The organism is Nitrospirota bacterium, assembly GCA_016214385.1.
In the GTDB taxonomy this organism is placed as follows: Bacteria; Nitrospirota; Thermodesulfovibrionia; order UBA6902; family JACROP01; genus JACROP01.
This window is the reverse complement of sequence record JACROP010000049.1, coordinates 1-20622: the sequence shown is the minus strand read 5'-3', so window position 1 is coordinate 20622 and position 20622 is coordinate 1. Positions and strand designations below refer to the sequence as shown.

Genomic DNA, 20622 nt, shown 5'->3' with positions numbered 1-20622 from the left:
GTTCAAAAGTTCAAAGCAGACAATTTTAAACAACTTTGAACAACTTTAAAACCATTTTGTTAGACTAAGAAAAATTAAACCACAAAGGACACGAAGAACACGAAGTGAAAAAGAAAGGCATAACAAGAGATTTGTCTTGTAAAATCTTCGTGACCTTCGTGCTCTTCGTGGTAAAAATATAGTCTAACTGTGTTGAACTAAATATGTTCAATCGCCTGTGGTTAACGCATTTTTCGGGTTTATTCCTATCTTTTATTTATTGTTATACTTATCAAGGAAACTGGTGTTAAAACTGCCGTTTATAAAATCAGGATCATTCAGGACTTTCTGGTGGAAAGGTATGGTGGTTTTTATGCCATCAATGATAAATTCTCTAAGTGCCCTGCTCATCCTTGAAAGAGCCTCCTGCCTGTCTCTGGCATGGACAATAAGTTTTGCGATAAGGGAATCATAAAACGGAGGGACGACCCAGTTTGAATAAGCTGCTGAATCAACCCTGACGCCAGGGCCTCCAGGCAGAATAAACGTGGTTATTTTCCCCGGAGATGGCATAAACCTTTCAGCGTCCTCTGCATTTATCCTGCATTCTATACTGTGTCCGTAGAATTTTATATCCTGCTGTTTGTAGCCGAGCGGCTGTCCTGATGCGATTCTTATTTGTTCTTTGATAATATCAATGCCTGTAATCATCTCGGTAATCGGGTGTTCGACCTGCACCCTGGCATTAATTTCCATAAAATAACAGTTACCCTCTTTATCCACAATAAACTCGATTGTACCTGCATTTTTATATCTTATGGCTTTTGCAGCTCTTATAGCCATCTCTCCTATTTTTTTCCTGAATTTAGGGGTAGAAAAGGCAAATGGAGCTTCCTCGATGAGCTTCTGATGCCGCCTCTGTACAGAGCAGTCCCTTTCTCCAAGGTGGACCATATTGCCCTTGCTGTCAGCGAGAATTTGAACCTCGATGTGTCTTATCTCAGGTATATATTTTTCAACGTAAAGCTCACCATTTCCAAAACAGGCAAGGGCCTCACGCTGGGCCATATAATACGCCTGTTCCATGTCCTTTTCCTCGTAAACTATCCTCATTCCCTTGCCCCCACCACCTGCAGAGGCCTTGAGCACAACAGGAAACCCTATTTTTCTCGAAACCTTGAGCGCCATATCTTCGTCAATTAAGGGGCCATCGCTGCCAGGGACAACCGGAACCCCCTTCCTCTTCATTATCTGCCTTGCCTTTGCCTTATCGCCGCCAAGCCTGATGACTTCAGGGCTTGGACCAATAAATGTTATCCCTGAGGTAAGACATGCCTCGGCAAAATGAGGGTTCTCAGCCAAAAAACCATAGCCCGGATGAATAGCTTCTGAATCGGTTATTTCTGCAGCACTTATTATTGCAGGGATATTAAGATAACTCTGTGTGGAGATAGCAGGCCCGATACATATGGCTTCATCAGCCAGTCTTACATGCAGGGAGTCTTTTTCCACATCCGAGTAGACAGCAACTGTTTTTATACCGAGCTCGCGGCATGCCTGTATAATCCTGACTGCTATTTCGCCTCGATTTGCTATAAGAAGCTTTTTGAAAAAACTCATGACAGCGGCTCAATGAGGAAAAGGGGTTCTCCGTATTCCACAGGCTGGCCATTGTCAACTAAGATTTTAGCTATAATGCCGTCGATCTCGCTTTCAATCTCATTCATCAGTTTCATTGCCTCGATGAGACATAAAACCTGACCTTTTTTCACTGTATTACCCATTTCCACAAAGGGAGACCCTTCTGGTGAAGAGGCTCTGTAAAAGGTTCCGACAATAGGAGAAGTGACGGTTGTAAGTCTCTGTATCTCTTCTTCTTTTGCTTCAGCCTGGATTGGTCTTCTTGGCTGAGGGATTTCAATGGAAGATAAGAACTTTTCTCTTTTTATTCTTATCTTGGCACCATCCCTTTCAACCTGTAACTCTGTTATATCAGTATCCCGTAAAAGTTCCAGCAACTGTTTTATTTCATCAAGTTCCATTATTTCACCCTTTCTATATACTCAGACGTCCTTGTGTCAACTTTTACTATATCGCCTTCATTGAGATGTAATGGCACCTTTATAATTAACCCTGATCCCAAGATGGCTGGTTTGCTGCCACCACTGGCGGTATCGCCCCTTATCCCAGGATCGGTCTTTATAATCTTTAGCTCTACAAATATAGGTAGCTCAACGGCTATTGGAGAATCCTCGTGGTAAAGAATTTTCACTACCATATTCTCTTTAAGAAACTTTCTGCTATTGCCCAATTGCTCAGGGGTCAATATAAACTGTTCAAAATTCTCCGTATCCATAAAATAATACAGGTCACCCTGGCTATAAATATATTGCATGTTTTTTTCTTCGAGATCCGGAGTCTCAATCTTTTCATCTGCCTTGAAAGTTTCCTCAGTAATACTTGCTGACTTTAGATTCCTGATTTTTGCCCTTACAAAAGCACCTCCCCTGCCTATCTTCACATGCTGGAAATCAACCACCTCGTATGGTTCTCCCCTGAGTTTAATCTTGGTACCCCTTCTGAATTCATTTGTAGAAATCAATCAAAGCCTCCTGATCTCATACCCCTCACCCTAACCCTCTCCCACAAGGGGAGAGGGGATGTTGGAGAGATCCTCTCCAGCAAGATCATGTCTTTTTTACGATGAGAGCCTTATCTCTTCAGGTAATTTATTCAATACCTCAACACTGTCACTTTTAACCACAACCATATTCTCAATCCTTACACCACCGAGTCCGGGGATATAAATGCCTGGCTCAATGGTGAAAACCATGCCTTCCTTTAAGGACTCTTTGCTGCGCCATGATATTATTGGAGCTTCGTGAACAGACAGGCCAATTCCATGGCCTGTACCATGACCGAAATATCTGCCATACCCTGCCCTTTTTATAAAATTTCTCGCAATGGCATCGATACTCCTGGCAGCAACCCCTGGCCTTATGGCTTTAATTGCCATTTTCTGAGATTCAAGAACTGTAGAGAAAATCTGAAGCCTTTCGGTACGAATCTTTGATTTTTTGCGACCCCTGCCGTCTAAAAGAATGGTCCTGCTCATATCAGAAAAATATCCATTAGATTCGCCTCCCCAATCGAAAAGCACAATATCTCCTTTTCTCAAAACTCTGCCTGAAGGTCTGGCATGGGGCAGGGAGGATCTCGGTCCAGAGGCTACTATAACCTCAAAGGGAAGTGTTTTGCAACCTTCTTCTTTAAGCAAGCACTCGAGCCTTATGGAAAGTTCCTGCTCCTTTACGCCTGGTCTTATGTAAGGGACAACCCTCATGAAGGCCTTCTCTGCCCTCCTGACTGCTGTTTTTATGGATGCAATCTCATGCTGTGATTTTATTGCCCTCATATCCTCAATTAAATTCGTATAGCCCTTAAACTTTATCCCTTTTTTCGAAAGTTTTCTATAAGTTTCAAAACTAACTGCGCCGGCTTCAAAACCAAGTTTTTTTATCTTAAGGGCATTCACAATCTCATTTATCGTCTGTAATTTGTCCTTTTCAATCTTTATTGAAAAACCCTTAACCTCTTCTTTGGCCTGCTCTTTATACCTGAAATCAGTAACAAACACTGATTTTCTTGCATTCACAATTAGGAAACCTGATGAACCGGTAAAACCAGTTATATATCTAAGATTCTTTATATCTGTAACAAGAAATCCGTCAATCCCTGCCACAGTAAGAATCTGTTCAAGTATGGCATTTTTTTGCATTCGCAATGTATGCGGCGGCCCTTAATCCAAGCAAATAGCTTTCCGGTCCAAATCCCGAGATCTGCCCTGCTGCAACCGGAGCTATCAGGGATTTTTGTCTGAATTCTTCCCGACTATGAATATTGGATAGATGGACCTCCACTGCAGGCACACCGACGGCTAATAGGGCATCCCTTATTGCAATACTCGTATGTGTGTATGCCGCAGGGTTTATTACTATTGCATCGTATTCTTTTGCATTCTGGATTATTTCTACTATTTCACCCTCATGATTAGACTGGCGAATTGTTAGCTCTATTGCAAGTTCTTTTGCCAGTGCCATAAGGGAGGCATCAATTTCTTTCAGGGTAAGAGTGCCATAAATATCCTTCTCCCTGAAACCGAGTAGATTTAGGTTGGGGCCATGAATTATCAGGATATTTATCATTGCTGGTCGGGTTAGAGTTCTTTTTCCAGTTCTGGGATACAGCTTTTTAAAACAAATCTGGCTTTGCCATAGTTCCCATCTGGCTTAATGACAAGGACAGCAAAATAATCTAAATTGATACGCCTGAGGATAATGCCACATGTATCAGAGATAATAGAGAACTCTTTTGCATCACCAAGGCCCAGTGTCTCAGAAGCTCGATTAATGTCTTTTATAAAAACCGATGCCTCAGCCCCAAGGCCTGCAAGGTCTATAAGTTTTTCTGTAGAATACTCTTCCACAGTGATCCCGTCTGCACCTAATATCATTGCAGCACTCGCACCATCGACTCTTTCAACTGCCTCTTTAAGGATTTTCTCGAAACTCATCTCCTCTCCGTTTTATCCTGTTTAAAAAATCTGTAAGCCTGCTAACAGATGTATCTTCCTTATATCCTGCAAGATTAATAAGCATCTTTAGTTCCTCACGCCGCTGGATTATCTTGCTGTTCTGAGGATCTGCCGATAAAAGTTCACGATAAATTCCCATTGCTCTATCATAAAGGCCCTGAGAGATAAATATATCTGCCATTGTTTCGGTTGATATAGATACCTCAGGTTTTTTTCCTTCTTCAGATGCAATGGTTTCCCCGGACTTCAAACGTAAGGCTTCTTTAAATTCTCTTAGCTCTTCGCTTTCTGGCTCCTCATTAACAGGTGTAAGCTTTTCTGGTACCTCTATTCCAAGCTCAGAACCACTTACCTCCTCATAAATTTCATACACTGCCCCCTCTTTCTCCTCGGCTGATTCTTCAGATGGCACCGCATGGGTCTCCTCCCCGGAGACCTCAGAGAGTACAGGTTCTACTGCTTTTTCAGCTTTTTCTTCCCCCACTTCTTCTTTCAAACCTTCAAGCAGTGTTTTAACCTCCTCATCGCCGGGATTCAGGTCGAGGATAATCTTACACTCATTTTGAGCTTTCTGTCTTTCTCCAAGGCTATGATATATCTCAGCAAGCCTTTTATGGGCAAAAAGGTTGTCAGGTACAGCCTTCACCACTTTTTCAAATTCTTCCATGGCTTCCTGTGTCATTCCTTTATGGATATATATCTTACCGAGGGCCACCCTGGCACTCATATAACTTGGATGGCGCTCAAGGCCAGATAGAAGTACTTTAATAGCCTCATCAACCATATCGGCTTTTTTATATTCTTCTGCAAGCGGGACAAACAGAGTTGAATTTGGATCCCTCTCAACTTTTTCTTTTAATTTTTCTATGTCTTCTTGCGCCATTGTGTAAAGAATTTTATCAGAAAATAATGAAAAGTCAAGCTTTGAGTTGAATAATCCTATCAAAAATAATGCCTGCAACCTCCCCCTTTGTCATTATGGGATAGTTTACCACACTTCCCTTTTTATCTATAATGGTAACAATATTGGTATCAGAATCAAAGCCAGCTCCCTTCTCAGTGCTTTTTAAAGACAGGCTTAAAGTGTCTCTTTTTTTTATTTTAGTATTGCTTTCAGTAGCTAAACAAAAATCTGATACTGCTGCTGCCATTATAACAATATCAGACACTTTGAAATGCCTGATGACTGCATCCCTCATATCTTCTGCCCTCTCAACAAAAGTAAACAGCGCATCCCGCGGTGGTATTAAAGAGGTAGGGCCGCTTATAAGAATCACCTTTGCCCCTCTCCTGAGAGCAACCCGGGCAAGGGCAAAACCCATCTTCCCTGATGACCTGTTAGAGATGAACCTTATTGGGTCTATGGGTTCACGTGTAGGCCCTGCTGTAACCAATACTGTCTGTCCTGACAGATCCTTTGTTGAAAGAGCAGATACCATGGCCTCAACAATGCCAGTCACCTCAGACATCCTCCCGATCTTTTCATCTCCACAGGCCAGACTCCCGATTTCAGGGCCAACAAAATTTACACCCCGGGCATTTAATGCCTTAATGTTTTTTTCTACAATTGGATTTTCGTACATCCTCCAGTTCATAGCCGGAGCTATAACAGCAGGTCCTTTATAGGCAAGCCATATGGTGCTCAGCATATCATCGGCGATTCCACAGGAAATCTTGTTAATTATGTTTGCAGTTGCAGGCGCTATAACAAAAATCGATGATTTTTCCGGGAGAGAAATATGACTGAGTGGGTCTGTAAAAATATCCGTGTAAACACGACCTCCAGAGGCGACCTCAAAGACCGCCGGGGAAATAAAACGGCAGGCTGCTTTTGTCATGACAACAGTGACCTCAGCACCCTCCTTTTTAAGTCTTCTTACAAGATCAACCGACTTGTAAGCAGCGATACTGCCGGTTACCCCTAATAGAACGTTTTTCCCTTTAAGCACTGTCTTCCGCAGAACCTTTTTCTCCAAATATATCTTCTATTGCCTTTTTAGTCTCTCGCTCTTCCTTTTCATGGAGATATACCTTTAATTCCTTCTCGAGTTCTGTTAACTCTTCTGGCATAGCTTCTCTCTTTTTAGCCTCTTCGGCCATCCGCTCAAAACTCAGACGTTTATATTCTTCTTTCGCTTTCCTGGCCGCTTCTCCTGTAATAAAACTGACAGAGCCTGAAAGCACCTCCTCTAAGGCAATGGTAGCCATTTTCTTTGCCTTGGTCTGAACTTTCGGCTGTGAACCCTGAGACAAATCCCGCGCCCTCTGCGAGGCGGCGACCACAAGCCTGTAGCGGCCCTCGATTTTTTCTCTTTCAAATTCAATGGGTAGTGAAACTATATCCATTTTTTACCTCCTGTAAAAGTTTTCTTCGATCCATGCTGGATCTATATTTTTAGTCTCTATCCTTTTTGCTATCACTATGCTTTTTAATTTATCGAGGGCATTATCAAACTCATCATTTATAACTATGAAATCATATTCAGGGTATCTTGTAATCTCTTCTTTTGCCCTTTCAAGACGCCTTTTTATCTCTAAATCTGAATCTGACATGCGTTTCTTTAATCTTTCTTCCAACACAGATATTGAAGGAGGCAAGATAAAAATATAAATCCCATCATTGAACTTGCGTCTTATCTGCGCAGCACCTTGCGTATCAATATCTAATATAACATCGCACCCGTCTTTTCTCATTTTTTCTAAATCAGCTATAGCAGTTCCGTAGAGGTTCCCGTGGACAACTGCCCACTCAGCAAACTCACCCCTTTCAACCATTTTTTTAAACTGGCGCTCGCTTATAAAATTATAGTGGGCACCATTTGTTTCACCTGGCCTTGCGGCCCTCGTGGTGTATGAAACTGAATGTTTAAGGTTGGGGACGATCCGGCTTAGCTCCTGACAGAGAGTTGTTTTACCGGCGCCTGAAGGTGCCGAAATAATAAATAACTTTCCTTTAGTTTCCTTTTGCACCCTCTCTACCCTCAAGGGAAAATCTCTGTGTAATTGTTTCAGCCTGGAGAGCGGAAAGTATCACATGGTCACTGTCTGTAATTATTATAGCCCTCGTCCTCCGCCCCTCTGTCGCATCAATAAGTTTTCCTCTCTCTCTGGCCTCTTCACGCATTCTTTTTATTGGAGCCGACCCTGGTGTAACAATTGCTATAACCCTCACTGATGAGACTACATTGCCAAAACCAATATTTACAAGCCTTAGGCCCAAATCATTTTTTCTCATCGTATCCCCTTTTTAAGATCGGGAAATTAAGGAGTGGGAGGTTATTGCAAATTCTGAACCTGCTCACGTATTTTTTCAAGTTCACTCTTTATCTCCACAACCGCTACCGAAATATCCGAAGAACAAGCCTTTGACCCTGTTGTATTTACTTCACGGTTTATTTCCTGTAGGAAAAAGTCTATTTTTTTCCCCACAAAACCGCCTTCTTTAATGGTATGCTCTATCTGACGGATGTGAACCTTTATCCTCACAAGTTCCTCTGTTATGTCTGATTTATCAACTAACAGGGCCACCTCCTGAATTAAACGTGAATCGTCAATAGCCGTGTCGCCAAGAAATTCTTTCAATCTTTGCATCAAAAGGGTTCTGGTATTTGCAATAGAGTCGGCCCTTTTATCTTCAATCTGTTTTAGATATTCTTTAATAAGCTGGACCCTTTTAACTATTTCTTCTGCAAGACTCTCGCCCTCTTCAACCCTCAATTTTTCGAGTTCATTTAATGCCTCATTGAATGCCCCTGTCAAGTCGGTGGGATCATATGTTGGCTCTTCAACAGTAAAAATGTCCTTTTGCGATGTCAGGACTTCAATACCAATATCTCCCGGTATGGACAGCTCGGCCCTCAAAGAGTTAATCGCGTTATAAAGTTCTTTTGCAAGGGGTCTATTAATTTTTATCTTAACCCCATCTTCACCTGTTTTTGATACCAGCACCTCGAATCGCCCCCTTGAGAATCTCTCTCTTATCAGTCTCCTTAATTCAGTTTCATAAAAGTACAGGGACTGGGGCATCTTCATTTGAATATCCAGATACCTATAATTTGAAGCCCTTACCTCCACCCCGAAGCAACCGCGATTACCTCTGCCATAACCGGTCATTGACTGAATCATGATTAAACTTAAATATAAGATAATTCATGAAAAGAAGTCAATCATACAAATATTCCCAAATTCCGATTTAGAAAAACCAGATACAGGTAGGACTCCGAAAGTTTTCGGAGTCCTAAAAGGTTAAAAAACAATGACCGCCGAGACTACTAAGTTTCGGTACTTTTGAGAATCTCTATATCGAAATTTGGGATATTGTATGTCAAGCCAATTTAGAAATGTCCGGTTTTATGTTATTGCCTCAATGCAGGTGTCATTCCCGCTTGTCGGGAATCTTTCTTTACGATTCCGGACAAGTCGGAAGGATGCTGGACAAGCCAGAGGGATGCCTGAGATTGGGAGTCAGGGCAGTTAATTAACAAGAGCCTCTACTTCACTCTCAACAAAAACAGGGGTATCGCCTTCAAGAATGACTTTTATCTTCTTTTCATCCTTGAAACGCCCCTTGAGGATCTCCTCGGATAAAGGGTCCTCTATATTTCTCTGTACAGCACTCCTCAGAGGTCTTGCACCATAAGCAGGTTGATAACTGGTCTGGATAAGCCACTCTTTTACATCAGGGCTTACCTCTATTGCTAAGTCGCGGTCAAGGAGTTGTTTGTTGACCTCAATTATAAGCAGGTCTATTATCTTTATCAGGTGTTCCTTCTCAAGCTGATGGAATACTATTATTTCATCTACCCTGTTAATAAACTCGGGGTTGAATGTCTTTTTTAGCTCTGAAAGAACACTGTCCTTAATCTTTTTATAGGTATCTTCAGGTACCACCTTCTGGAAACCTAATGGCGTGGCTTTCTCAATAATCCTGGCGCCGAGATTGGAGGTCATTATTATAACAGTGTTTCTAAAATCTACCTTCCTGCCGAAACTATCTGTAAGCACCCCTTCATCAAGTACCTGGAGCAAAACATTAAAGACATCAGGGTGAGCCTTCTCGATTTCATCAAAGAGCACAACAGAATAAGGTCTTCTTCTGACCTTTTCTGTAAGCTGCCCTCCCTCTTCATAACCAACATACCCAGGAGGTGCACCTGTAAGGCGTGATACATTAAACCTCTCCATGTATTCAGACATATCAATCTTTATCAGAGCACTTTCATCGTTGAAAAGAAACTCGGCGAGGGCCTTGGCAAGTTCGGTCTTACCGACACCTGTTGGGCCGAGGAAAAAGAAAGAACCTATTGGCCGCTTCCTGGCTTTTAATCCCGCCCTTGACCTTCTAATTGCACGTGAGATTGCCTTCACAGCTTCTTCCTGCGCAATTATCCTTTTATGCAACTCATCTTCCATACGCAGGAGTTTTTCAGATTCTTTTTCTTCAAGCTTAGAAAGTGGAATGCCTGTAATTTTTGAAACAGTATATGATATATCCTCTTCTCTAACAAGGGGTATTTCTTTTTGCTGATTCTCTCTCCATCTCCTGTAAAGCTCCTCATATAATCTTTTCACACGCTCTTCTTCATTCTTTATAGAGGCGCTTTTATCAAAATCATGGAGTTTCACATAGAGATTCTTCTCCCTGTTCAATCTCTTTAAATCCCTCTCTAAATCTTTTAATTCCGGAGGCGTTGTAAACCTCTTGAGCTTAATTCTCGCCCCTGTCTCATCTATGATATCAATAGCCTTATCAGGTAAAAATCTCTCTGTTATATATCTGTCAGAAAGGTTCACGGCAAATGCAATTGCCCCATCGCCTACCTTTACCCTGTGGTGGGCCTCATATTTACTCCTTAGCCCCTTTAGTATTTTTATGGTCTCATCTACTGATGGAGGTTGTAGGTATATAGGTTGGAAGCGGCGTTCCAGAGCGCCATCTTTTTCTATATATTTCCTGTATTCATCAGGTGTCGTAGCACCAATGCATTGGATTTCGCCCCTTGAAAGGGCAGGCTTCAACATGCTTGAAGCATCAATCGAGCCCTCGGCAGCTCCTGCTCCAACCAGGGTATGCATCTCATCTACAAATAGAATCACATTATCAGACTGGACTATCTCTCTCATTACGATTTTCAATCTCTCTTCAAACTGTCCCCGGTATTTCGTGCCTGCTATAAGAGCCCCTAAGTCAAGGGCAACAATTCTTTTATTCTGGAGATTCTCTGGAACGTCTTCTGCCACGATTCTCTGAGCAAGGCCCTCCACAATAGCTGTTTTTCCAACTCCGGATTCTCCAATAATAGCCGGATTGTTTTTTATCCTGCGGCATAGGATCTGTAAAACCCTTTCTATCTCATTCTCGCGGCCTATAACAGGGTCGAGCTTATTTTCTCTCGCGAGTTGAGTTAAATCTCTGCCAAATTCATCCAGGGCCGGGGTATGGCTTCTCTTTTCTTTTCCTACTGGCTGCCCCCTGAGAGCCAGATTTATAGCGAGCTGCCTGGCACCTAAAAGATTTGCCCCAAGGCTGCGTAAAATTTTCCCTGCAATACCTTCCTCCTCTCTTATAAGTCCGAGGAGCAGGTGCTCACTTCCTATGTAGCTATGGCCTAAAAGCCGAGCCTCTTCAACTGCTAATTCCAGAACCTTTTTCGCCCTCGGAGTAAATGGTATATCGCCAAAGGTAAGGATATTTGTGCCTGACGGCAGGTTTCTTTCTACCTCAATCTTAATTTCATCTATTGACAGCCCAATCTTTTTAAGTATTATAACTGGCAGGCTGTCTTCTTCCCTCAGGACAGCCAGAAGAAGATGCTCTGTACCGAGGTAATCGTTCTGGCGTTTTTCAGCTTCTTCTCTGGCATAAATAATAACCTTTCTACCTCTTTCTGTAAATTTCTCAAACATAAATTCTAATCCTTTCGCCTCTGCAAATCTTCACTCCATACAAAACTTCAACTCCCTAAGAAAATAATATCCTTTTCTATTTGTATTGTCAACCTGGTCTTTTAATCCCCTTTTTGTCGTCAAATAGCACCTTGAGTTCTTCCATGAATTCTTTTATATCCTTGAACTGCCTATAGACCGAAGCAAATCTGACATAAGCAACATCGTCAATCTCCCTCAGGCCTGCCATTATCTGTCCTCCTATCCATGAACTTGGCACCTCTTTTTCGCCGGATTCCTGAAGTCTCTTTTCAATCCTGTCAACAAGTGATTCTCTTGCTTCAACACTAATAGGCCTTTTTTCACATGCTTTTTCAAGGCCGTGGAGGATTTTCTGGCGGTCAAAGGGCTCTCTCCTTCCATCTTTTTTAACAACAACAGGCAGGATTTCTTCTATCCTCTCATAACTCGTGGAGCGACCCTCGCACTTCAAGCACTCACGCCTCCTCCTGATAACATCCCCATCTTTGCTTAAACGCGAGTCAATAACTTTATCTTCTATATGTCCACAAAAAGGGCACTTCATAGCTGTGCGGCGTTAAGTATCTCGCTGTATACCGGGAACTCCTGGCATAATACCCTGACTCTTTCCCTAACCTGCCTTATTACTGTCTCGTCCTGAAAGTTATCTATTACATCAGAAATGAGCTTGGCTATCATTGCCATCTCTGACTCTTTCATGCCACGGCTGGTGACTATCGGAGTGCCTATCCTTATGCCACTGGTTATTGTGGCCGGTTTATCATCATAAGGGATTGAGTTTTTATTCACAGTAATTCCCGCCCTGTCAAGGGCCGTTTCAGCGTCTTTTCCTGTGATTGCCTTATTTGTAAGGTCTATAAGTATCAGGTGAGTATCTGTGCCACCTGATATAATTCTGAAATCTCTCGCCATAAGTTCTTCGGCTATTTTTTTTGCATTCCTGACAACCTGAGCCTGATACTCCCTGAAATCTTCAGACTGGGCTTCTTTTAAAGCCACTGCCTTTGCGGCAATCACATGAACAAGAGGTCCTCCCTGTATCCCCGGGAAAACCATTTTATCTATCGCCTTTGCATATTCTGCTTTGCACATTATCATACCGCCTCTCGGTCCTTTGAGTGTCTTATGAGTCGTGGTAGTTACAAAGTCAGCATAAGGAACAGGTGATGGATGAAGCCCTGTAGCAATAAGACCGGCAATATGGGCTATATCAGCCAGGAGGTACGCATCCACTTCTTTTGCTATTTCTGAAAAAGCCTTGAAATCAAGTGTACGCGAATAGGCGCTTGCACCAACAAGAACCATTTTGGGTCTGTGTTCTTTTGTAAGGCGCCTTACCTCATCATAATCAATAAGGCCTGAGACTTTATCAACCCCATAAAAATAAGTCTTATAAAAAAGACCTGAAAAGTTTATGGATGCTCCGTGAGAAAGGTGACCACCGTGGCTAAGGCTCATGCCGAGTATTGTGTCTCCTGGCTTGAGGAATGCAAAATACACCGCCATATTGGCCTGAGTCCCTGAATGGGGCTGAACATTCACATGCTCTGCGCCAAAAAGCTCTTTGGCCCTTTTTATAGCCAGGGACTCGACTATATCAGCATATTCGCAGCCACCATAATAACGCCTTCCAGGATAACCTTCAGCATACTTATTGGTGAAGATTGAACCCTGGGCCTCAAGAACAGCCCTGCTTGCATAATTCTCAGAGGCTATAAGGACAATTTTATTTTTTTCACGCTCAATCTCATTTATAACTGCTTCATAAATTTCAGGGTCAGTGCTTTTCAGTTCTCTAAGGTTCATCGAGTTGCCCTGCTACCGAAATCTTTTAGCCTCGCCTCTATTGCTTTAATCTTATTAAGCCTTGCCTGATGCCTGCCACCCTCGAAAGGCGTGGTAAACCATGTTTTTACTATTTCTTTTGCAAGGTCCTTTCCTATTATCCTGCCCGCAAGGATCAGGAGATTGGCATCGTTATGAAGCCTGCTCATCTTTGCAGAAAAAAGGTCATTGCACAGAGAAGCCCTTATGCCAGGGAATTTATTCGCAACAATAGACATTCCAATCCCTGTGCCGCAAATCAAAATTCCTCTTTCAAAATCTCCTCGGGCCACAGCCTCTGAGACACGCTCTCCAAAGTCAGGGTAATCCACAGACTCTCTTCCATCAGTCCCAAAATCTTTCCATTCGATACCGAGCTCCTCAAGCACAGAAAGTATCTCTACTTTTAAATCAACTCCAGCGTGGTCACAGCCTATTGCAATTTTCATCCTGACCTCATCAGACTCGTCTGTCGGTACGACAGTCGCAACGACTGATTCGCCGAGGCGAAAGAGTAAGTTGAATTATATTATCAGCCTGATATGTGTAAGTCAAGGCATTGAATAGATAAATTCTGTTATAATTCACTATGCCATTTGTTGCTCTTACCGGTAATTTTGGAATGGGGAAAAGCACTGTTCTAAGGCTCTTTAAAACCCTGGGGGCTTATACAATCGATGCTGACGAACTTGTCCGTGATATTTTTAAAAAGCCTGAAACGATAAACAGAATCGTAAAGAGGTTATAACAAAAAAATATGTTGTAGATAAAAAGCGCCTGGCCTCCATGATTTTTAATGACCCTGAGAAACGAAAAACACTTGAAAGGATAATTCATCCAGAGGTATTGAAAACTGCAAGGGATATTAAATCAACGATATTACTCAAGGATCCTCACGCAATTATCTTATTTGAAATACCTTTATTGTTTGAGGCCGGCTATGAAAAGATTTTTGACAGGATTATTGTTGTCCATTGCAATAAAAAAACAGCGATTACCCGCCTTATAAGAAAAGGCTTCCCAAAAGAAGAGGCCATTAAAAGGATGCAGGCCCAGATACCAATATCCAGAAAAAAAGCCTCTGCAGATTTCCTGATAAACAACAATTCAACTATTGAAAAGACAAAGACTCAGGTGAGACGTATTTTCAATTTATTACAATAAGTTATAGCAAATATCTAATATTTTGCTTTAAGTGTTAACCGGTCTTCTAACCCTGCTTCAAAAAAGCCCCTGGCTCTCAACAGGCAGCTATCGCATCTCATGCAGGGAACATAGTTCAGTAACGAGTGACGAGTGACGAGTGACAAGTCTTTCTCAAAGGTTTCTGCATCTTGTAACTTGTTACTTGTTACTTGTAACTTGTCACTTAACTGGGGGTCGTAGCAACTCCAGGTTAAACTGAAATCGACCCCCAATTCAAACCCTTTTTTTATAATTTCGGCCTTTGTAAAACTGACTAAGGGTGCGTTTATCTTAAATCTGACCATTCCTTCAACAGATGCCTTTGTGGCAAGGTTGGCCATGGCCTCAAAAGCCCTCAAAAACTCAGGTCTACAATCAGGGTAGCCACTGTAGTCTACAGCATTGGCTCCAATGAAAATGTCTTCGGCACCAAGGGTCTCGGCCCATGCAAGGGCAAAGGATAGAAAGATGGTATTGCGGGCAGGAACGTAAGTAACTGGAATTAGTGACAAGTGACAAGTGACGAGTGACGAGTCTTTCTTGTCATTTGTATCCTTTAACTCGTAACTCGTTACTCGTAACTCGTTACTGCATTTTGGTACTTCTATCTCCGACGTTAGTGCCGAGCCTCCAATCTCTCTGAGGTCAAATTTTATAATGAGATGCTTTTTAGCACTTAGACTTGATGCAACCATCTTTGCAGATTCAAGCTCTCGCCTGTGCCTCTGCCCATAATCAAAGCTTATTGCATATAATTCAAATCCCTCATTTTTTGCCAGAGCCATGGTAGTTGCGGAGTCAATGCCACCGCTGAGAAGAATTACAGCTCGTTTTACCATCTCGTTAAATCCTAATTTCTAAAATCATTAAATCTTAAGAGGTTCTTTCTCATTTCAAGTGGGTAAATCTGTTTCTTTTATCCCCTCTCCCACAAGGGGAGAGGGAAAATTCTACACACTCAATATGAGAAAGAGCATCTTAAAACACATCATCCTTTGTCCCTTCGATTCCATCAGGACCAACGCTATAAAGCTTAAAACCATCTTCAGTAATTTTATAAACATATGGCCTCCCCCACGGATCTTTCTCCTTTGTTATAAGTTCTAAGCTCTGAGGGAATTGCCCTGCGTTGAAATAATGCAAGTCAACTGCCGCTTTCAGCCTTTCTATTCTCATCGCAACATCTGAATTTTTAAATGCCTTTAATGCATCAACCCCGCCTCTGAGCATAAAGATGAAGACGAACAGAGAAACAATAAAGACTGCTAAGTAAAAAGGAAGCAATGACAGCTTTTCAGGCTTTGCCTTTTCTGTTATTACAGGCTCTATTGCTATAGCCTCTATCAGCCCTTTTTCCTCCAGAGAAACCAGGGCCTTTGAGGTCTCAAAATCATCAAGTTCGCTTACATCGATTAATGTGCTTACATCGCTCTCACCATCAATAAGACCGAGGACTTTCTTCTCATCAGCATTTATTTGCCCAGGCAAGGGGTCACTTACTTTTTTAAACACGGTGTTTAAATCGAGTTTGCCCTCAATAAGAGACCATTCATCAACAATCCTCAATCCCTCCATAAGAACTTGTTGCGTATCCAGGGAAACTGGCAGTTCCTCCTCCACAGGAATCCCTTGAGTAACAAACTCGTAGCTGCCATATCTCCACGCAAAGAGTTGTAGTACGGTTTCAATGATCTGGCCGTGGAGGACTTCTATGAGCGCCTCTCTGGAAATCAATCCCTTTTCGAGCAAAATATGACCTAATTTGCCTCCCTCTTTCTCCTGCAAACCAATTATCGAATCTAAATCACTCTGAGTTATATAACCCTTCTTTACAAGAACCTTACCGAGCCTGTTGGTTTCGAGTCTTTTTCTTGACTCGGCCCCTGTAATGTTTCCATTGACAAAAAGAAGTTTGACCTTATCAGCCCTTCCTTCAAGACTGAGGATTCCGGTCTTTTTCTGAAAATATACAAGCTGGAGGATATCTGCCAATCCGAATTCCTGTAATGACCCTTCTAAAGCCATCTCCTCCCCCTGAAAACTCTTATAATAGTAAAGCCGTAAATGAGAATTAGACCTGTTACAGATATAAGGCTGAAAGGAAAGACAATCATACTCATAGACAAAGGCAAAGACACATGGTTCCATAAAATAACAAGGCTCCCAAAAAATATTGAGAGCAGAAGGATTACAAATCCCGACAATGATTTTCCATAATATATATGCCCCCCGCCAGGCAGAAAAATAGTCAATAGCTTCATTTTCAAGCTTCTGTTGTTTTTGAAGCCTTGAATTTCGAGGAGCTTTCTAACTCTTTCTTTTGGCTCCATCTCATTCATTTTCACAAGCGTTTTGTAACACCGAACACATACGTCATCTCTGGAAAGCTTTCTCTCACATTTTGTACAGTAAACACTACCGCATCTCCTGCACTGGTAAGCCCTGTGTCCTGAAAATTCACTGTAGGTATACAGCGATATAAACAACAGGGGGATAAAGACCAATAATAAGTACTGCTTAAAAAAAGAAAATAACCTGTCAAAAGGCGTGCCATGTCCTGAGAATAAATCAAAAGTTAAATACCACAATTCTTTATCAGTGAGGTTTTCATCTATAACAAAACGATTTATTGACGGTCCGCTGATGGTTGTAAAATATGCCGTTTTTTCGGGATCGAGTTTTAATGCCTCCTGATAATATTTCTCTCCTTCTTCAAATCTAAATGTCTCTCTATACACCTGACTCAGATTATAGTAAGTCGTGGCCATCTCCGCAAGGCGGAGGGCTTTATTATAATTGCTAATTCCATTATCGTATTCCTTCAGGGCGACATAGCAATTTGCCAGATTATTATAAACCCTGGCATCTGGCTTCTGTCCCAGAAGCCTTTTGTAAACATTTATCGCCTCTTCATACCGGCCTTTTCTTTTGAGGTCTATAGCATAAGCAAAACCCAGCTCCCAGCGTTTACTATTCTTAATACCCTCAAGGGTTTCAGATGTATTAACACCTTCTTTAATCTTAACAATGCGCATAATGGGTGAATGGTTTAGAGCTCCAAAAAAGGAAGAAAGAAATGGCATGGATAAAACAATTACCATTAGAAGGGGTAAAATAAAGTAAAAAATTCTTTTTTCATTTTTCCTGAAAAAAACCCAGAAAGGTAATAATAAAGCCAGCACCCCAAAGATTGGCCCCAGAAAGACCAAAAAAATTGGAGGTACGAGCAATAATATCTTTTTCTTGTTTTCGGTTACATCGTGAATAAACATGGGGAGTTTTGAGGCCGCGAGAATGGCTATACAGATAGCCGTTGATAAGTAAATTGAGAGGACAAGGGCCAAAGATAAAATTCCTGCTGTTAAAAAAGACCACCAGAAATTATTGCCAAATGCTTTTGCAGCCTGGATTAAATACCCTGATGCAGCATAAATCCCCTCTATTGAGGGGGATAGGTTGGCCTTAGCCAGGTATAAATATGTCTGTGGCAAATCCGGGGAAAGGTTTTTTGCAGCATTAAAAAGTGCAATTGCATCTCCTTTCCTTCCTTCTTTCAGCGCCCTCTGCCCCATTTCTATCATGGCCATTGATTGAGGCTGGAGGTTTCTCAGGCCTTTTTCAAACTTATATTCCATTAAAGAGTGCTCTTCTGCGATGGATGGAGCACTTCCCTGAAGTGCCTCCAGGGAGGAGCTTTTTACTCCCTTTGTATCTTCAGCCCCGGCAACTCCTGTTAACAAAAGCATATTCAAGGCCATAAGCAGTATATACTTCAGCATGTTATTCAACCGTCATCCTCTCCCCTATCTTTGACTCTGTCCCGACAAGAAGTCTCTTTATATTAGACTTATGTTTTATCAATATCAAGAGCGCAATTATAACAGCAGCAACAACCTTTACTTTAGAGGCATCAAAGAGAAGAAAACTTAATGGCAGAATGCTATAGGCCACTATAGCAGCGAGGGAGGAGTATTTTGTAGAAAAAGCTACAGCAAGCCAGATTCCAAGAGTTATAAAAGCCACTATCGGGCTATAAACAAAAAGGACTCCAAGGCCTGTAGCAACACCTTTCCCCCCTTTAAAAGAGAGCAGGATCGAAAAATTATGTCCTAAAATAGCTGCAATTCCGGCAATACCCTCCCACATTTCGCCACCCAGAAAATATCTGCAAATCAAAACAGCAAATGCGCCTTTGAGGGAATCTCCAAGGAGGGTAACGACAGCAGCCCCCTTGCCGACTGCCCTTAGAACATTTGTAGCACCTATGTTTCCACTACCGACCTTCCTCAAGTCTATACCCTTCAGCCGCGCTACAACGACACCTGAAGGAATACAACCAATCATGTAGGCAACCAGTATTATAAGAAAGACCTCGTAATTCAATTCAGCATTCCCCCAATTCTATATCTTTCAATACATAGGGAATTATAATTTTTATTTTTTCTCCGTGCCCTCTGTGTTCTCTGTGGTTAATTAAGTTTTTGTTCTTTTGCATTTTCAATTTTTATCACAGACGTCTCCAGAATGAAATAAAATATTGAACTCCTGACACAATGCCAATAATCATCGCGCTCCAGAGCAAAACAATACCAATGTTGTAGAGATCGAAAGCAAAAAAGGAACGATGCACAAACAGGATAAGAATCGCTGCAATCTGGGTAACCAGCTTAATTTTTCCACCCAGTTCAGCAGGGATTATCATATCCCGTGACAGTGCAATAATCCTTAAACCTGTCACCACGAACTCTCTCGCTATAATAACTATTGCTATCCAGGCAGGAATAAGTCCTATATCAACAAGAACTATTAAAGCAGCAATAACAAGGAGCTTGTCTGCCAGCGGGTCAAGGAGTATCCCGAGCTTTGTTACCTGTTTAGATCTCCTCGCTAAATAACCATCTAAAAGGTCTGTAAGAGATGCAAATGCAAAAAGCGATGCCCCTAATAAAGGTTTTGGCCCTACCAGCAACACAAAGAAAGGTATCAAAAGGATTCTACTGACAGTGATGATTGTGGGCAGATTAACCAAGGGACTCTCCTGACACTTTATTCCATATACCTGATGCCTTTAAAATCAGTTCGATCAGCTCCCTCGCAGCGCCCTTCCCTCCTTCTTTTGAAGACACAAATGCTGCCCATTTTTTAACACTCTCATCTGCATCAGCAGGCACAGCAGGCAGGCCAGCTCTTTTAAGGAGGACTAAATCCACAATGTCATCTCCCATAAACGCCACATTCTCGTCTTTACAGCGATATTTCTTAAGAAGGGACTCGTAGACTGCTGACTTTTTGAATACGCCCTGGTAAAGCTCTGTGATACCGAGCTCTTTTGCCCTTCTTTCAACTACCCTGGAGTCCCTGCCTGTTATTATAGCTACTTTTAAACCTGCTTTAATTGCCATTTTAATGCCATGACCATCCCTTACATAAAAGGACTTTATTTCATTTCCTGTGTTATCTAAAATAATTTTCCCATCGGTTAATACTCCATCAACATCAAGGATAAGCAATCTTATTTTTTTAGCCCTCGCCTTAAGCCCTTTACCGAATCTCAACTTAGACAATGCCAGCCCTTAAAATGTCATGAAGATGTATGATGCCATCTACCCTGCTGTTACTGTCTAAAACAACAAGGGCAGTGATAGAATAGCTCTCCATTATAGACAGCGCTTTAGCTGCAAGTATATCTCTGGTAATGGTTTTTGAATCACGCGTCATGACATCCTCTGCTTTGAGAGAGAAAAACCCTTCGCCCCATTTCTCAAGACCTCTGCGCAAATCCCCGTCTGTTATAACTCCCTGGAGTTTAAAATCTCTGTCAACAACAGTTGTTATACCCAGTCTCTTAGAAGATATCTCAATTATGGCATCTTTCATTAAAGTCTCTGTTGTAACCCTCGGTACTGCATTACCTGAATGCATAAGGTCCTGAACCGTTAAAAACAGTTTCCTGCCCAAACTTCCCCCTGGATGGAAAAAAGCAAAATCCTCCTCTTTGAAGCCCCTCTTTGTGAGAAGGACAACTGCCAAAGCATCACCCATTGCCATAGTGACTGCAGTTGATGCAGTGGGAATAATCCCAAAAGGGCATGCCTCTTCTTTAACAGATATGT

25 protein-coding genes are annotated in these 20622 nt (G+C 42.0%); 2 read left to right on the top strand and 23 right to left on the bottom strand.

From position 1 onward, the window contains the following. Window positions 1-252: 252 nt before the first annotated feature. From accC to rpiB, 16 genes are all read right to left on the bottom strand, one after another. Window positions 253-1599: an acetyl-CoA carboxylase biotin carboxylase subunit gene (gene accC / locus HZC12_03295; protein MBI5025753.1), complete on the bottom strand. Its 1347-nt coding sequence runs from the start codon at window positions 1597-1599 to the stop codon at window positions 253-255. Continuing rightward, window positions 1596-2021, bottom strand: a complete 426-nt coding sequence (gene accB / locus HZC12_03290) for an acetyl-CoA carboxylase biotin carboxyl carrier protein (protein MBI5025752.1) — start codon at window positions 2019-2021, stop codon at window positions 1596-1598. Before accB ends, accC begins: the two co-directional genes overlap by 4 nt. Beyond that, window positions 2021-2581: an elongation factor P gene (gene efp / locus HZC12_03285; GenBank protein MBI5025751.1), complete on the bottom strand. Its 561-nt coding sequence runs from the start codon at window positions 2579-2581 to the stop codon at window positions 2021-2023. The genes accB and efp overlap by 1 nt, the downstream gene beginning before the upstream one ends. A gap of 96 nt (window positions 2582-2677) precedes the next feature. Further along, window positions 2678-3757 carry an aminopeptidase P family protein gene (locus HZC12_03280; GenBank protein ID MBI5025750.1) on the bottom strand — a complete coding sequence of 360 codons (1080 nt, stop codon included), beginning with the start codon at window positions 3755-3757 and terminating at the stop codon, window positions 2678-2680. Continuing rightward, entirely contained in the window at window positions 3735-4181 is a 447-nt protein-coding gene (gene aroQ, locus HZC12_03275; protein ID MBI5025749.1) for a type II 3-dehydroquinate dehydratase, read from the bottom strand. The genes HZC12_03280 and aroQ overlap by 23 nt, the downstream gene beginning before the upstream one ends. A gap of 14 nt (window positions 4182-4195) precedes the next feature. After that, window positions 4196-4552 carry a hypothetical protein gene (locus HZC12_03270; GenBank protein ID MBI5025748.1) on the bottom strand — a complete coding sequence of 119 codons (357 nt, stop codon included), beginning with the start codon at window positions 4550-4552 and terminating at the stop codon, window positions 4196-4198. Continuing rightward, window positions 4530-5456, bottom strand: coding sequence for a tetratricopeptide repeat protein (locus tag HZC12_03265; GenBank protein MBI5025747.1), 927 nt, complete (start codon window positions 5454-5456; stop codon window positions 4530-4532). The genes HZC12_03270 and HZC12_03265 overlap by 23 nt, the downstream gene beginning before the upstream one ends. A gap of 34 nt (window positions 5457-5490) precedes the next feature. Further along, a complete protein-coding gene (gene coaBC, locus HZC12_03260; GenBank protein ID MBI5025746.1) occupies window positions 5491-6522 on the bottom strand; it encodes a bifunctional phosphopantothenoylcysteine decarboxylase/phosphopantothenate--cysteine ligase CoaBC in 1032 nt (343 codons plus the stop codon). Continuing rightward, a complete protein-coding gene (gene rpoZ / locus HZC12_03255; GenBank protein MBI5025745.1) occupies window positions 6515-6919 on the bottom strand; it encodes a DNA-directed RNA polymerase subunit omega in 405 nt (134 codons plus the stop codon). Before rpoZ ends, coaBC begins: the two co-directional genes overlap by 8 nt. Window positions 6920-6922: 3 nt before the next feature. After that, on the bottom strand, window positions 6923-7543 hold the full coding sequence (gene gmk, locus HZC12_03250; GenBank protein MBI5025744.1) for a guanylate kinase: 621 nt from the start codon (window positions 7541-7543) through the stop codon (window positions 6923-6925). After that, window positions 7527-7793 carry a DUF370 domain-containing protein gene (locus tag HZC12_03245; protein ID MBI5025743.1) on the bottom strand — a complete coding sequence of 89 codons (267 nt, stop codon included), beginning with the start codon at window positions 7791-7793 and terminating at the stop codon, window positions 7527-7529. Before HZC12_03245 ends, gmk begins: the two co-directional genes overlap by 17 nt. A 56-nt stretch (window positions 7794-7849) precedes the next feature. Next, the gene (locus HZC12_03240; protein ID MBI5025742.1) at window positions 7850-8698 is read right to left on the bottom strand and encodes a YicC family protein; all 849 of its coding nucleotides are present in this window, start codon (window positions 8696-8698) and stop codon (window positions 7850-7852) included. A gap of 348 nt (window positions 8699-9046) precedes the next feature. Then, a complete protein-coding gene (locus HZC12_03235) occupies window positions 9047-11479 on the bottom strand; it encodes an ATP-dependent Clp protease ATP-binding subunit (protein MBI5025741.1) in 2433 nt (810 codons plus the stop codon). Window positions 11480-11567: 88 nt separating this feature from the next. Continuing rightward, on the bottom strand, window positions 11568-12044 hold the full coding sequence (nrdR, locus tag HZC12_03230; GenBank protein ID MBI5025740.1) for a transcriptional repressor NrdR: 477 nt from the start codon (window positions 12042-12044) through the stop codon (window positions 11568-11570). After that, window positions 12041-13306: a serine hydroxymethyltransferase gene (locus HZC12_03225; protein MBI5025739.1), complete on the bottom strand. Its 1266-nt coding sequence runs from the start codon at window positions 13304-13306 to the stop codon at window positions 12041-12043. Before HZC12_03225 ends, nrdR begins: the two co-directional genes overlap by 4 nt. Next, window positions 13303-13773: a ribose 5-phosphate isomerase B gene (gene rpiB / locus HZC12_03220; protein ID MBI5025738.1), complete on the bottom strand. Its 471-nt coding sequence runs from the start codon at window positions 13771-13773 to the stop codon at window positions 13303-13305. The genes HZC12_03225 and rpiB overlap by 4 nt, the downstream gene beginning before the upstream one ends. Before the next feature lie 140 nt (window positions 13774-13913). Here rpiB and HZC12_03215 point away from each other — a divergent pair, with 140 nt between their 5' ends. Together HZC12_03215 and coaE are read left to right on the top strand one after the other, a co-directional pair. Beyond that, entirely contained in the window at window positions 13914-14072 is a 159-nt protein-coding gene (locus HZC12_03215; GenBank protein ID MBI5025737.1) for a dephospho-CoA kinase, read from the top strand. Next, window positions 14069-14488: a dephospho-CoA kinase gene (gene coaE, locus HZC12_03210; protein ID MBI5025736.1), complete on the top strand. Its 420-nt coding sequence runs from the start codon at window positions 14069-14071 to the stop codon at window positions 14486-14488. The genes HZC12_03215 and coaE overlap by 4 nt, the downstream gene beginning before the upstream one ends. Before the next feature lie 14 nt (window positions 14489-14502). On the opposite strand, the gene queC is transcribed toward coaE, so the two are convergent. The 7 genes from queC to HZC12_03175 all read right to left on the bottom strand — a co-directional run. After that, window positions 14503-15348, bottom strand: coding sequence for a 7-cyano-7-deazaguanine synthase QueC (gene queC / locus HZC12_03205; GenBank protein MBI5025735.1), 846 nt, complete (start codon window positions 15346-15348; stop codon window positions 14503-14505). A 139-nt stretch (window positions 15349-15487) separates the two neighbouring features. Then, the gene (locus tag HZC12_03200; GenBank protein MBI5025734.1) at window positions 15488-16534 is read right to left on the bottom strand and encodes a DUF4388 domain-containing protein; all 1047 of its coding nucleotides are present in this window, start codon (window positions 16532-16534) and stop codon (window positions 15488-15490) included. After that, window positions 16525-18288, bottom strand: coding sequence for a tetratricopeptide repeat protein (locus HZC12_03195; GenBank protein MBI5025733.1), 1764 nt, complete (start codon window positions 18286-18288; stop codon window positions 16525-16527). Before HZC12_03195 ends, HZC12_03200 begins: the two co-directional genes overlap by 10 nt. Window position 18289: 1 nt before the next feature. Further along, window positions 18290-18892 carry a glycerol-3-phosphate 1-O-acyltransferase PlsY gene (plsY, locus tag HZC12_03190; GenBank protein ID MBI5025732.1) on the bottom strand — a complete coding sequence of 201 codons (603 nt, stop codon included), beginning with the start codon at window positions 18890-18892 and terminating at the stop codon, window positions 18290-18292. Window positions 18893-19016: 124 nt separating this feature from the next. Beyond that, entirely contained in the window at window positions 19017-19538 is a 522-nt protein-coding gene (gene pgsA, locus HZC12_03185; protein MBI5025731.1) for a CDP-diacylglycerol--glycerol-3-phosphate 3-phosphatidyltransferase, read from the bottom strand. Next, window positions 19531-20064, bottom strand: a complete 534-nt coding sequence (locus HZC12_03180) for an HAD-IIIA family hydrolase (GenBank protein MBI5025730.1) — start codon at window positions 20062-20064, stop codon at window positions 19531-19533. The genes pgsA and HZC12_03180 overlap by 8 nt, the downstream gene beginning before the upstream one ends. A gap of 1 nt (window position 20065) precedes the next feature. After that, the coding region (locus tag HZC12_03175) for a CBS domain-containing protein (protein ID MBI5025729.1) at window positions 20066-20622 on the bottom strand (557 nt) is incomplete at its 5' end.

Excerpts from the sequence above, each read along its gene's own strand:
- rpoZ (MBI5025745.1), bottom strand. The coding sequence starts at position 6,919 with ATGGATATAGTTTCACTACCCATTGAATTTGAAAGAGAAAAAATCGAG.
- HZC12_03240 (MBI5025742.1), bottom strand. The coding sequence starts at position 8,698 with ATGATTCAGTCAATGACCGGTTATGGCAGAGGTAATCGCGGTTGCTTC.
- HZC12_03225 (MBI5025739.1), bottom strand. The coding sequence starts at position 13,306 with ATGAACCTTAGAGAACTGAAAAGCACTGACCCTGAAATTTATGAAGCA.
- HZC12_03270 (MBI5025748.1), bottom strand. The coding sequence starts at position 4,552 with ATGAGTTTCGAGAAAATCCTTAAAGAGGCAGTTGAAAGAGTCGATGGT.
- queC (MBI5025735.1), bottom strand. The coding sequence starts at position 15,348 with ATGGTAAAACGAGCTGTAATTCTTCTCAGCGGTGGCATTGACTCCGCA.
- HZC12_03265 (MBI5025747.1), bottom strand. The coding sequence starts at position 5,456 with ATGGCGCAAGAAGACATAGAAAAATTAAAAGAAAAAGTTGAGAGGGAT.
- HZC12_03200 (MBI5025734.1), bottom strand. The coding sequence starts at position 16,534 with ATGGCTTTAGAAGGGTCATTACAGGAATTCGGATTGGCAGATATCCTC.
- HZC12_03195 (MBI5025733.1), bottom strand. The coding sequence starts at position 18,288 with ATGCTGAAGTATATACTGCTTATGGCCTTGAATATGCTTTTGTTAACA.
- accB (MBI5025752.1), bottom strand. The coding sequence starts at position 2,021 with ATGGAACTTGATGAAATAAAACAGTTGCTGGAACTTTTACGGGATACT.
- rpiB (MBI5025738.1), bottom strand. The coding sequence starts at position 13,773 with ATGAAAATTGCAATAGGCTGTGACCACGCTGGAGTTGATTTAAAAGTA.
- HZC12_03235 (MBI5025741.1), bottom strand. The coding sequence starts at position 11,479 with ATGTTTGAGAAATTTACAGAAAGAGGTAGAAAGGTTATTATTTATGCC.
- accC (MBI5025753.1), bottom strand. The coding sequence starts at position 1,599 with ATGAGTTTTTTCAAAAAGCTTCTTATAGCAAATCGAGGCGAAATAGCA.
- HZC12_03280 (MBI5025750.1), bottom strand. The coding sequence starts at position 3,757 with ATGCAAAAAAATGCCATACTTGAACAGATTCTTACTGTGGCAGGGATT.
- nrdR (MBI5025740.1), bottom strand. The coding sequence starts at position 12,044 with ATGAAGTGCCCTTTTTGTGGACATATAGAAGATAAAGTTATTGACTCG.
- HZC12_03215 (MBI5025737.1), top strand. The coding sequence starts at position 13,914 with ATGCCATTTGTTGCTCTTACCGGTAATTTTGGAATGGGGAAAAGCACT.